General features: G+C 44.9%; 9 protein-coding genes. 4 read left to right on the forward strand and 5 right to left on the reverse strand.

The genetic code is table 11. The features are described from left to right. Positions 1–148 precede the first annotated feature (148 nt). Positions 149–1,384 (forward strand): CinA family nicotinamide mononucleotide deamidase-related protein, encoded by a 1,236-nt coding sequence (locus AC6I7V_RS05685; protein WP_498011512.1) that lies wholly within the window; start codon positions 149–151, stop codon positions 1,382–1,384. Positions 1,385–1,485: 101 nt separating this feature from the next. On the opposite strand, the gene yfaE is transcribed toward AC6I7V_RS05685, so the two are convergent. The 4 genes from yfaE to ubiG form a co-directional block, all read right to left on the reverse strand. Further along, entirely contained in the window at positions 1,486–1,764 is a 279-nt protein-coding gene (yfaE, locus tag AC6I7V_RS05690; RefSeq protein WP_255230919.1) for a class I ribonucleotide reductase maintenance protein YfaE, read from the reverse strand. Next, the gene (gene nrdB, locus AC6I7V_RS05695; protein ID WP_032549288.1) at positions 1,764–2,897 is read right to left on the reverse strand and encodes a class Ia ribonucleoside-diphosphate reductase subunit beta; all 1,134 of its coding nucleotides are present in this window, start codon (positions 2,895–2,897) and stop codon (positions 1,764–1,766) included. The genes yfaE and nrdB overlap by 1 nt, the downstream gene beginning before the upstream one ends. 100 nt (positions 2,898–2,997) lie before the next feature. Then, positions 2,998–5,274 carry a class 1a ribonucleoside-diphosphate reductase subunit alpha gene (nrdA, locus tag AC6I7V_RS05700; RefSeq protein ID WP_498011513.1) on the reverse strand — a complete coding sequence of 759 codons (2,277 nt, stop codon included), beginning with the start codon at positions 5,272–5,274 and terminating at the stop codon, positions 2,998–3,000. A 505-nt stretch (positions 5,275–5,779) separates the two neighbouring features. Then, positions 5,780–6,523, reverse strand: a complete 744-nt coding sequence (gene ubiG / locus AC6I7V_RS05705) for a bifunctional 2-polyprenyl-6-hydroxyphenol methylase/3-demethylubiquinol 3-O-methyltransferase UbiG (RefSeq protein ID WP_498011514.1) — start codon at positions 6,521–6,523, stop codon at positions 5,780–5,782. 258 nt (positions 6,524–6,781) lie between these two features. On the opposite strand from ubiG, the gene gyrA reads away from it, so the two are divergent. Then, positions 6,782–9,412 (forward strand): DNA topoisomerase (ATP-hydrolyzing) subunit A, encoded by a 2,631-nt coding sequence (gene gyrA / locus AC6I7V_RS05710; protein WP_255230917.1) that lies wholly within the window; start codon positions 6,782–6,784, stop codon positions 9,410–9,412. Between the two features lie 161 nt (positions 9,413–9,573). After that, the gene (locus AC6I7V_RS05715) at positions 9,574–10,200 is read left to right on the forward strand and encodes a TPR domain-containing protein (protein ID WP_498011515.1); all 627 of its coding nucleotides are present in this window, start codon (positions 9,574–9,576) and stop codon (positions 10,198–10,200) included. 92 nt (positions 10,201–10,292) lie between these two features. Here AC6I7V_RS05715 and AC6I7V_RS05720 read toward each other — a convergent pair whose 3' ends face one another. After that, a complete protein-coding gene (locus tag AC6I7V_RS05720; protein ID WP_498011516.1) occupies positions 10,293–10,637 on the reverse strand; it encodes a rhodanese-like domain-containing protein in 345 nt (114 codons plus the stop codon). A gap of 141 nt (positions 10,638–10,778) precedes the next feature. Between AC6I7V_RS05720 and AC6I7V_RS05725 the strand changes: the two genes are divergently transcribed. Beyond that, a protein-coding gene (locus tag AC6I7V_RS05725; RefSeq protein WP_498010706.1) for an IS1182 family transposase occupies positions 10,779–12,214 on the forward strand; the annotation gives its coding sequence in 2 pieces (ribosomal slippage) (positions 10,779–11,952 and positions 11,952–12,214; 1,437 coding nt in all). The last annotated feature ends 125 nt before the right edge of the window (positions 12,215–12,339 follow it).

Raw genomic sequence — 12,339 nt, forward strand, 5'->3', positions numbered from 1 at the left:
TTTGGAACTAATAATTGTGAACATACTTAAAGATAATCTTAAATTTCACATCATTAATACTTGTGAAATGACTTGAATGCCTAAACATTGAAGATAGACCACTTTACAAATAATGCCGCGTCTCAACATGACAACAAGGGATAAAAATATGACCAAAATCGCAATGTTAAGTACAGGTGAAGAAGTTCTTCACGGAGACATTGTAGACACGAATGCCGCTTGGATGTCCGCTGAGTTCTATCAACACGGCTTTGCATTGGCAAAACGTTCCACGGTAGGTGACCAAATGGGTGCGCTGGTGGAAGAGCTTTTGATGCTGAGTTTTAACTACGATGTGGTCATTGTTAATGGTGGATTAGGGCCAACGACGGACGACATGAGTGCCGCTGCTGCTGCGAGCGCAACTGATCAAAAATTGGTTCTATTCCCTGATTGGTTACAGCGTATGGAGAGCATGTTCGCTGCGCGTGGCGCTAAAATGCCAGACAGTAACCTCAAACAAGCAATGCTGCCTGAAAGTTCACAGATCGTCGATAACCCTGTTGGCACGGCTTGCGGTTTCAAACTTAAAATTAATGACGCGACTTTCTACTTCACTCCTGGTGTTCCGAGTGAGTTTAAAAAGATGGTGAAGGACCAAATCCTACCAGACCTCTCTCGAAGCTACCCAGAAGCCAGCGCGTTTGAATGCAGCAAGCTCTTCACCTTTGGGCTCTCCGAATCCGGTATCTCAGATATTCTAGATCAACTCAAGCTGCCAGAAGGGTACGAACTAGGTTACCGTTCTTACTTACCTTTTATTGAAGTGAAGCTATTCGGGCCTAAAGCGGGCCTTGAGGTTCGTGTAAAACTGCTTCAGATGGTTTATAAGCTGCTGGAAGGCAATGTAGTGAGTGTAGACGAGCCAATGGTTGAGCATTTGGGGCATTTGTTGAGCGAAAAAAAACAAACCTTATCTGTGTCAGAAGTGTCGACTAAGGGGGCTTTATCTGCTTGGTTACAGTCCGACGAAAATCTTGAAAACTGCTTTGGTCATTCTTGGGTGATGGCGGAGAGTAAAGGGAGCGAGATTGATAAAAGCGATCCTTTGGCTGCAACATTGGCCTTAGCCGGAGCGACAAAAGAGAAGTGCGCCACTGAGCTCGCAATTGTCACCGGCAAACTTGAAGGTAAAACCTTCAGCGTAGCGTTGTCGACGCCAGCGGGTGAGTGGGGGCAAGTGTTTGAGTTTCATCGTTCATATAGCAGAGAAGACGCCAGAACCGTGATAAAAACAGTTGCAGCGGACATGCTACGAAGACACTTAGAAAATAAACCTATGTTTGGTCAGTTCACTTCGCTTAAGCGCATCAAAGAGCTGTTCATTCCTAATTCTGTGTTATGAAAACAGGCTTGTAACGTTAAAATCAATATAGGAAAAAGGGCCCGATAATATTAATTATCGGGCCCTTTGTGTTTTGATACCTTTGTCGAGCTATCGCATGATTAAGCGCGTTTCTGCTTGTTGCGGTGAATCACGTTGCTCAATGACAACTCTGTTTTGGCTTTACAAATACAAGGCAAGATCTCGTCGCTTTGTGTGTACGCCATAGCAAAACCAACATACTCGACTTCACCAGACTCCAACGTGCAGCGGCAAGCACCACAGTGACCATCTCGGCAGTTATACTCAGGTTCAAGTCCTGCCTGCTCCATCGTCTCTAACAGAGTATTAGATGGGTTAGATTCAATCGTGATGAGTTTGTTGATCTTCAGTGTTGGCATTACAGTTCGAAACCTTCGAAGTCGTCCGCACTTACTTCATTGTCGATTTGACCAACTAGGTAAGATGAAATTTCTGCTTCCTGTGGTGCTACTTGAACGTTATCAGAAGACAACCAAGCGTTGATCCACGGGATAGGGTTAGACGTTGCTTCTGGGTAAGCTGTGCCTAGACCAACCGCCTGCATACGAATGTTCGTAATGTACTCAACGTATTGGCAAAGGATGTCTTTGTTTAGACCGATCATAGAGCCATCTTTGAATAAGTATTCTGCCCATTCTTTCTCTTGCTCTGCCGCATCTTTAAATAGGTCAAAACACTCTTGCTTACACTCTTCGGCAATCTGCATGAATGAGAAGTCATCTTGACCGTTACGTAGCAGGTTAATCATGTGCTGAGTACCAGTTAGGTGAAGTGCTTCATCACGAGCGATTAGCTTGATGATTTTCGCATTACCTTCCATTAGCTCACGCTCTGCAAACGCAAATGAACATGCAAAGCTTACGTAGAAACGGATAGCTTCTAGAGCATTAACAGACATTAGACATAGGTACAGCTTCTTCTTCAACTCGTATAGAGATACTTTGATCTCTTCGCCGTTGATGTTGTGCGTACCTTCACCGTAACGGTGGTAGTCAGAAGTCAACTTGATTAGCTCATCGTAGTAATGTGCGATGTCTTTCGCACGCGCTAGGATGTGTTCGTTCTCTACGATGTCGTCGAACACAACGCCTGGATCATTCACGATGTTACGGATGATGTGCGTGTATGAGCGAGAGTGAATTGTCTCAGAGAAAGACCACGTCTCAATCCAAGTTTCTACTTCTGGTAGTGATACCAGTGGAAGTAGGGCAACGTTCGGGCTACGGCCTTGAATTGAGTCAAGAAGCGTTTGGTACTTCAGGTTTGAGATGAAGATGTGCTTCTCGTGCTCCGGCAGCTTGTTGTAGTCGATACGGTCGCTAGATACGTCAACTTCTTCTGGACGCCAGAAGAAAGACAGTTGCTTCTCGATAAGCTTTTCGAAGATTTCAAATTTCTGTTGGTCGTAACGCGCTACGTTTACAGATTGACCAAGGAACATAGGTTCTTTTAGTTGGTCATTTTTTGTTTGGGTAAAAGTACTGTAAGCCATGAATGCCTCAAATCCTTTCCAGACCTATATAACAGGCCTCGTTAATGCTTTAGACCCAGAGAAGGAGGCTTCTCTGGGTTCTTATGTTTGTTACTTGTGCTTAGATCTTACAACCGCCGCCTGCACAATCATCTTCTTGTGCCACTGCGCCTTGCTCATCTTTCGCACCATCACGAGTGTTATGGTAGTAAAGCGTCTTCACACCGTATTTGTATGCAGTCAGTAGATCTTGAAGAAGTTTCTTCATTGGTACTTTACCGCTTTCGTATACGTTTGGATCATAGTTAGTGTTTGCTGAAATCGCTTGGTCTACAAACTTCTGCATGATACCCACTAGGTGTAGGTAACCGTCGTTAGAACCGATGTTCCAAAGTAGCTCGTAGTTGTCTTTCAGGTTTAGGAAGTCAGGCACAACCTGCTTCAAAATACCGTCTTTCGATGCTTTTACAGAAACGAAACCACGTGGTGGCTCAATACCGTTTGTCGCGTTAGAGATCTGAGAAGATGTCTCAGAAGGCATTAGCGCTGTTAGTGTTGAGTTACGTAGGCCGTGTTCAACGATCTCTGCACGTAGTGCATCCCAGTCGTAATGAAGTGGTTCTTCACATACGAGATCAATGTCTTTCTTGTAAGTGTCGATTGGCAGTAGGCCTTTCGCGTAGTTCGTTTCGTGGAACGAAGGACACTTACCTTGTTCTTTCGCAAGCTCTACCGACGCTTTCAATAGGTGGTATTGGATAGCTTCGAATGTACGGTGAGTTAGACCGTTTGCGCTGCCATCTGAGTACTTAACACCGTTTTTCGCTAGGTAATATGCGTAGTTGATAACACCAACACCCAGAGTGCGACGGTTCATTGTTGACTTGTAAGCCGCTGGCAGTGGGTAATCTTGGTAATCAAGAAGTGCATCAAGTGCACGAACCACTAGGTCAGACAGCTCTGCTAGGTCATCAAGAGACTCAATAGCGCCAAGGTTGAATGCAGAAAGCGTACATAGTGCAATCTCACCTTCGTCGTCTTCTACGTTTGTTAGCGGCTTGGTTGGTAGCGCGATTTCAAGACATAGGTTTGACTGGCGAACAGGTGCAACTTCAGCATCAAATGGGCTGTGAGTGTTACAGTGGTCTACGTTTTGAATGTAGATACGTCCAGTAGAAGCACGCTCTTGCATTAGTAGAGAGAATAGCTCTACCGCTTTTACTGTTTCACGCTTGATTGATGGATCGTTTTCGTACTTAACGTACAGCTCTTCAAAACGCTCTTGGTTTTCGAAGAACGCATCGTATAGGCCAGGTACGTCAGATGGTGAGAATAAGCTGATGTTACCGCCTTGAACCAGACGAGAGTACATAAGCTTGTTCAGCTGTACACCGTAATCCATGTGACGAACACGGTTTTCTTCTACACCACGGTTGTTTTTCAGTACAAGTAGAGACTGAACTTCACCGTGCCATAGTGGGTAGAATACTGTTGCTGCACCGCCACGTACGCCACCTTGAGAACAACACTTAACCGCAGTTTGGAAGTATTTGTAGAATGGGATACAACCAGTGTGGAATGCTTCACCACCACGAATCTCTGAACCTAGAGCACGGATACGACCAGCGTTGATGCCAATACCTGCACGCTGAGAAACGTAACGTACGATTGAGCTTGCTGTCGCGTTAATTGAATCTAGGCTGTCACCACACTCAATCAGTACACAAGAGCTGAATTGACGTGTAGGAGTACGTACACCAGACATGATCGGTGTCGGTAGGGAAATCTTAAATGTCGACGCTGCATCGTAGAAACGCTTGATGTAATCAAGACGAGTTTCTTTCGGATACTTAGCGAATAGACAAGCAGCAACCAAGATGTACAGGAACTGAGCGCTTTCGTAGATCTCTTTCGTTACACGGTTTTGCACGAAGTATTTACCTTCAAGCTGCTTAACCGCTGCGTAAGAGAAGTCTAGGTCGCGTTTGTGATCGATGTATTGATCCAACTCTGCAAACTCTGCCGGCGTGTAGTCTTCCAGAAGGTGACTATCGTACTTACCCATATCAACCAGTTTTGCAACGTGGTCAAATAGTGCTGGCGGCTCGTATTGACCGTACGCTTTCTTACGTAGGTGAAATACAGCTAGGCGCGCAGCTAAGTATTGGTAATCAGGAGTCTCTTCGGAGATCAGATCCGCAGCTGACTTGATGATTGTCTCATGGATGTCAGTTGTGGTGATGCCATCGTAAAACTGAATGTGAGCTTTCAATTCTACTTGTGATACAGAAACATTGTGCAAGCCTTCTGCTGCCCATGTGATCACGCGGTGGATCTTTTCTAGATCAATCGTTTCTTTGCGACCGTTACGCTTAGTAACAGTAAGTTGTTGGTTCATTCTGCTTAATTTCCCTAACAAAACTGATTAAAGCCGTGTTTTTGTCTATTTCTGTGTAATTTTTGTAAATTACATGTCGGCTTTGTGATCTTGGTCTACCCATATATTGTAGTTCAAACACAACATATAGGGGTCATTTGTTTGTTGGGTTACAAGATAGTGCTAGGCCGGAGATTTTTCAAGGCAAAGAAATGGGAGTTCTTGTGGATAACTACTGAATTGAAAAAAATCTGTAAGTAACCACTAACTGATGAGGATAGCTCTCACTTGATTGCAGAAAATTGGCTTTTCGATGATGGTTTAATTTTGCGCGCTCATAAAAAAAAATTCCTTGATCTTTGGCTAAAAGAGGAGGCGGATTTTCAAAGGTTAAAATTGAATCTAGATGGTTAAATTGGAATCGAGAGCACGAAATTTAGACTGAAAAAAGTCGCAAACTTATGGTAATTGCAACCTTTTTCATTAGTCTAAATTAAATTATTTTTTATGGGGTTATTGATAGGATTTACGCAAAATTCTTTGTGTGAACAATGTAGTTAACATCTACGTTACTTCCCAAGCGGTAGGTGTCTGTCAATGGGTTGTAATGCAAGCCCGTAATGCCTAATTCTTGTAGAGGCGTGTTATCTATCATCTTGATAAGTTCAGCAGGGCGAATGAACTTTTCGTGCTCGTGAGTCCCTTCAGGAACGATCTTCAATAACTTTTCTGCGCCAACAATCGCAAACAAGTACGACTTAAAGTTGCGGTTTAGTGTTGAGAAGAAGACGTGGCCGTTTGGCTTCACTAACTTAGAGCAAGCGGTGATCACCGATTGTGGGTCCGGCACGTGCTCAAGCATCTCCATACAAGTGACCACATCATATGTTTGTGGGTTTTGCTCTGCGTGATCTTCAATGGTGCTTTGAATGTACTCAAGCTCGGTGCCAGTCTCTAAGGCGTGTAGACGAGCCACTTCGAGCGGTTCTTTACCCATATCTAAACCAGTAACAACTGCGCCTTCTTTTGCCATGCTCTCAGCGAGAATTCCGCCGCCACAACCCACGTCGAGAACTTTCTTTCCGAACAGGCCTTCTGTTTTCTCTAGCACGTAATTTAGGCGTAAAGGGTTGATTTGGTGAAGAGGCTTAAACTCGCCTTCGAGATCCCACCAGCGTGACGCCATGTCTTCGAATTTTTTGATTTCTGCTGGGTCGACGTTCTGTGATTTGGTCATAATCGGCATTTCCAAGTTAAATAATGCATCCATGAAATTGAGAGCATTATAACTTGGCTTTTTTCTCTGACCAGAAGATCTACAATTTTGCGTATTTGTTGGACGCAAAGTAACCACCTTTCAGCAAGATATGATGGTGACGTGCAATTTCTCATCAATTGATTGGCTACTAGGCTCACAAGATGATAAAAGGATAGGGAAAGTGATGCCTCACAAGGTAAATTTGTGTTATATTTTTCGGTCTTATACGTATTCAAAAATACGATCTGACTATAGAGGGAAAATGGCTCTATGAGCGATCTAGCGAAAGAGATCACGCCCGTAAATATTGAAGATGAGCTTAGAGGTTCATACCTAGACTACGCGATGTCCGTCATCGTTGGTCGTGCCCTTCCTGATGTGCGTGATGGCCTAAAGCCAGTACACCGCCGCGTTCTATTCGCGATGAATGTACTTGGTAATGATTGGAACAAACCATATAAAAAATCTGCTCGTGTAGTAGGTGATGTAATCGGTAAATATCACCCGCACGGTGATAGCGCTGTATACGACACTATTGTTCGTATGGCTCAGCCGTTCTCACTGCGTTACATGCTAGTTGATGGCCAAGGTAACTTTGGTTCTATCGATGGCGACTCCGCGGCTGCAATGCGTTATACCGAAGTTCGTATGGCGAAAATTGCCCACGAGCTTTTGGCTGACCTTGATAAAGAAACGGTGGACTACGTACCTAACTATGATGGTACTGAACAGATCCCAGCGGTTCTACCAACGAAAATTCCTAACCTATTGGTAAACGGTGCTTCTGGTATCGCAGTAGGTATGGCGACCAACATCCCACCTCATAACCTAGGTGAAGTTGTTGATGGCTGTTTGGCTTACATCAATAATGAAGAGATCACGATTGATGAGCTAATGGACTACATTCCTGGTCCTGATTTCCCAACAGCAGCGCTGATCAGCGGTCGTAAAGGCATCGTCGATGCTTACAAGACTGGTCGCGGCAAGATTTACATGCGTTCAAAAGCGGACATCGAAGTAGAGAAGAATGGTAAAGAGACCATTATCGTTACTGAGATCCCTTACCAAGTAAACAAAGCACGTCTGATCGAGAAGATTGCTGAACTGGTTAAAGATAAGAAAGTAGAAGGCATCAGTGCACTGCGTGACGAGTCTGATAAAGACGGTATGCGTATTGTTATTGAATGTAAGCGTGATGCAGTGGGCGAAGTGGTTCTAAATAACCTTTACGCACAAACTCAGCTGCAAACAACTTTCGGTATCAACATGGTTGCTCTAAACAACGGCCAACCACAGTTGTTCAACCTGAAAGACATGCTTAAGTGCTTCGTAGACCACCGCCGTGAGGTTGTGACTCGTCGTACTATCTACGAACTAAGAAAAGCACGTGATCGTGCACACATCTTAGAAGCGTTATCTCTGGCTCTAGCGAACATTGATGAAGTTATTGAACTTATCAAGAACGCTCCAACGCCAGCAGAAGCAAAAGTTGGCCTAGTTTCACGTGGTTGGGACTTAGGTAACGTTGCTTCAATGCTTGAGCGTGCAGGCACTGATGCGGCTCGTCCAGATTGGTTAGAAGACCAATATGGCATCCGTGACGGTCAGTACTTCCTAACGGAAACTCAAGCGCAAGCAATCCTAGAACTTCGTCTACACCGTCTAACCGGTCTAGAGCACGAGAAGATTCTAGACGAATACAAAGCACTTCTTGATGAGATCGCTGAGCTAATGCACATCCTTGCAAGCACTGAGCGTCTAATGGAAGTGATCCGTGAAGAATTAGAAGCAGTTCGCGATATCTACGGTGACGCACGTCGCACTGAGATCACCGCAGCTAGCCACGATATCGACATGGAAGAGCTGATTGCTCAAGAAGACGTAGTGGTGACACTGTCACACGAAGGTTACGTTAAGTACCAAATCCTAAGCGACTACGAAGCACAGCGTCGTGGTGGTAAAGGTAAGAGTGCGACTAAGATGAAAGATGAGGATTACATTGAGCGTCTGCTTGTTGCTAATACTCACGATAACATCCTATGTTTCTCTACTCGTGGTAAGACGTACCGTCTGAAAGTTTACCAACTACCACTAGCAAGTCGTACTGCTCGTGGTAAGCCAATCGTGAACATTCTTCCTCTAGAAGAAGGTGAGCGCATTACGGCAATTCTACCTGTATCTGAGTTCTCTGAAGATAAGTTCATCTTCATGGCGACTGGCGACGGTACTGTTAAGAAGACATCACTAGATCAATTCGCAAACGTACGTGCTAACGGCCTAATCGCGGTTAACCTACGTGATGATGATTCGCTAATTGGCGTAGACATCACGAATGGTGATAGCGATATCATGCTGTTCTCGAAGTCGGGTAAAGTGGTTCGTTTCAACGAAGATAAAGTTCGCCCGATGGGTCGTACAGCGGCAGGTGTTCGCGGTATGAAGCTTCCAGAAGATGACCAAGTTGTGTCGCTGATTGTTCCTTCTAACGAAGGTGACATTCTAACTGTGACTCAAAATGGTTACGGTAAGCGTACTGAGCTTGCGGAGTACCCAACTAAGGGTCGTGCAACTCAAGGTGTTGTATCTATCAAAGTCTCTGAACGTAACGGCCCAGTTGTTGGCGCAGTTCAAGTTGAAGAAGGCGATGAGATGATGATGATCACCGACGCAGGTACATTAGTACGTACTCGCGTAGCGGAAGTAAGCCAAGTTGGCCGTAATACGCAAGGTGTAACGCTAATCCGTACTTCTGAAGACGAAAACGTAGTTGGTCTACAGCGCATCGACGAAGTTGAAGAAGCAGAAGTCGTTGAAGGTGAAGTTGCAGAAGGTGAAGCGCCAGAAGCAACAGCTGAACAGCCAGCTGCAGATGCATCTTCAGATGAGCAAGACACAGAATAAAATCTATCGTTAAACATGATTTTATGAATAAAAACCGAGCCTTAGTGCTCGGTTTTTTTATGTGTCAAATTTAGCACCAAAGTCAGGAAAGTTCGTAAACTCGATCAAAGTATATTGTTGAAGAAAGGGGTAAAGTAAGGCTTCTACTCTAGGAGATATGCATGGAAAATTGGTTGTTGATCTCGATCTTACTTACAAGCCTCTTTATCGTCTTGATGATCTTTAGGAGTAGTCGCAGCAAAACGGCACGACGCTTTAATTTAAGCTTGGCAGTGTTCGCTGTTCTAGGGACAGCGATTTTATGGTATCTGATGAAACAAGATCTGCCACAGCCTGACCTTTCTGAGTCACAACCCGTTACCTTCGCTAACTACCAAAGTGAACTGCAGAGCAAGCTTGAACAAGATCCAAACCAAGCAGAACTGTGGTTTAAACTCGGCAGTGTCTACCTTGAACAAGGGGAGTTTGCAGCCGCCGTAACAAGCTACGATTACGCTATCCGACTAGAGCGCACGCCAGTAGCACGCTTGTTTGCTGCAAAAGCTACGGCGTTATACTACGTGAATAAGCAGTCGATGGGAGAGGAGGTTAATGCACTTCTTAAACGATCGTTGGAGCTTGATCCTAACGATCGTACAGCATTAATGCTCATTGCGAGCGATCACTTCATTAGCATGCGATATGAGCAAGCGATCGAGGTTTGGACTCAGCTGCTAGACTCGAACCAGCAAGGGCTCGATAGGGCTTCAATCATCCACTCAATCAATCAAGCTAAGCAGATGCTGTAGTAAAACGCCTTTTACTGATTAGCTTGTTAGGATCAACCAACGATCTTGCTTAAAGACTCTGTTTTCCTATCAAGACGAATAAAGTCCAGAGCTTATTTACTTTGCTGCATCTCTACCAATCCACCAGCGTTATGCAAATTGGTGAAGCCTTGCCTCTCTAACCATTGATAGGCTTGACCTGAGCGATTGCCACTACGACAGTAAAGAACGATTTGAGTGTCCTTGTCGAGTTGCGCGAAATGCTGCTCTATCTCAGAGAGAGGATAGTTAATCGCATTGTCTAAATGACCATCTGCGAATTCTTGAGGCGTTCTTACATCAACAATCAAAGCGCCTTGCTCAATCCATTCCCACCCCGTTTCTGCACGCTCAGAGGCTTGAGCGATGCCACAGGTTAAACTTGCACACAATGCGGTGATGACTAATGTTGTTTTCATCGGTTCTCCATTGGCTCTCGAGTGGGTGAATAAGATAAAAGAAAGCCACACGTAGAGTGTGGCTTCAGACTGCTGACAAAGGTCTAGCTTTCAAGCTAGACCTTTGATCTAATAGGGGTATCGAAATATGGATATCTCACTATGCTTCAAGAGCCTTCACCTCAACAATATGAACTCGAAATGGTCACCATGGAACAGCTCGTTCCTCAGAACCATTTAGTTCGTAAGATAGATAAAGCCATCGACTTCGAGTTTATCCGTAATGAAGTCGCTCACCTCTACTGTAAAGACAACGGTCGCCCACCTGTTGACCCTGTACGCCTGTTTAAAATCATCCTGCTTGGTTACCTCTTCGGAATAAAAAGCGAGCGACAACTCGTGAAAGAGATTGAAGTCAATGTCGCTTATCGATGGTTCCTGCGTATGTCACTGACAGAGAAAGTTATCCATGCATCGACACTCAGCCAAAACCGTATTCGCCGCTTTAATGGTACCGATGTGTTTGAGCGTATCTTTATCAATATCGTAGAGCAGGCAATGGCGAAAGGTTTGGTCGCAGGCCAAGAACTATTTACTGACAGCACGCACCTAAAAGCCAATGCCAACAAAAATAAGCACACGAACAAAGTGACTAAGGTTCGCGCCAGTGCTTATCTTGATATGCTCGATGAAGATGTCGCGCTAGACCGAGAGAAAGAGGGTAAGAAACCTCTAAAGTCACGTACCGCTGAGCCTAAAACTAAGAACACCAAAACGAGTACTACCGACCCGGAAAGTGGCTTCATGACTCGAGATAATAAGCCCCAAGGCTTCTTCTATCTCGACCACCGTACAGTGGATGGACAGCATGGCATTATCTTAGATACCCATGTCACAGCAGGTAATATCAATGACTCTCAACCTTATGTGAAGCGTCTGGACTATACCCTAGAGCAATTTAACCTTAATCCAATCGCCGTTGGACTCGACGCGGGCTACTTCACTGCGCCAGTCGCTGAGTCATTAGAGCGTCGAAATATCTTGGGCGTGTTCGGTTATCGCAGACCATCGAGAACAAAGAATGCGTTCAAGAAAAAGCACTTCATCTACAATGAAGAGCGAGACAGTTACCGCTGCCCTAACGGTCAAGAGCTCATCTATAAAACAACGTCTAGAGATGCGTATCGTGAGTATCACTCCGACCCGAAAGAGTGTGCGTTCTGTCCAATGAGAGATGACTGTACGCAAAGTAAAAATATGAAGAAAGTCATTACAAGACACATCTATACGGACGCGATGGATAGAGCCAACCAAATGCGGCTCTCACCTTATGGAAAAAGACGTATAGGCGAAGAAGTGAGACGGTAGAGCGGAGCTTCGCCGACGCTAAGCAGCACCATGGTCACCGTTATGCCCGCTTCCGCGGGCTCTCGAAAGTGCAAATGCAATGTTGGTTGGCAGCTGCCGCTCAAAACATCAAGAAGATAGCCTTGGTGGTGAGCTATTTACAAAAAATAGGGCTAAATATGTCCCAAATACGTCAAATTATGGCGTCTAGATGCCAATTTAAGTGTTGGGCTCTTCCAAACTTCGCATAATAAAAAAATATCGCGATCGCGGCCTACGGCCGCTCGAAAAAGAGAACCCCACTTCAAAAAGTGGGGTTCGTCAGCAATCTGAAGCCACACGTAGAGTGTGGCTTGATTTGATGGTGACGTCTATT

It is taken from the genome of Vibrio sp. KUL70, assembly GCF_059725515.1.

What these genes read in the sequence shown, in the direction of transcription:
- AC6I7V_RS05685 (WP_498011512.1), top strand. Translation starts at nt 149, where the DNA reads ATGACCAAAATCGCAATGTTAAGTACAGGTGAAGAAGTTCTTCACGGA.
- yfaE (WP_255230919.1), bottom strand. Translation starts at nt 1,764, where the DNA reads ATGCCAACACTGAAGATCAACAAACTCATCACGATTGAATCTAACCCA.
- nrdB (WP_032549288.1), bottom strand. Translation starts at nt 2,897, where the DNA reads ATGGCTTACAGTACTTTTACCCAAACAAAAAATGACCAACTAAAAGAA.
- nrdA (WP_498011513.1), bottom strand. Translation starts at nt 5,274, where the DNA reads ATGAACCAACAACTTACTGTTACTAAGCGTAACGGTCGCAAAGAAACG.
- ubiG (WP_498011514.1), bottom strand. Translation starts at nt 6,523, where the DNA reads ATGGATGCATTATTTAACTTGGAAATGCCGATTATGACCAAATCACAG.
- gyrA (WP_255230917.1), top strand. Translation starts at nt 6,782, where the DNA reads ATGAGCGATCTAGCGAAAGAGATCACGCCCGTAAATATTGAAGATGAG.
- AC6I7V_RS05715 (WP_498011515.1), top strand. Translation starts at nt 9,574, where the DNA reads ATGGAAAATTGGTTGTTGATCTCGATCTTACTTACAAGCCTCTTTATC.
- AC6I7V_RS05720 (WP_498011516.1), bottom strand. Translation starts at nt 10,637, where the DNA reads ATGAAAACAACATTAGTCATCACCGCATTGTGTGCAAGTTTAACCTGT.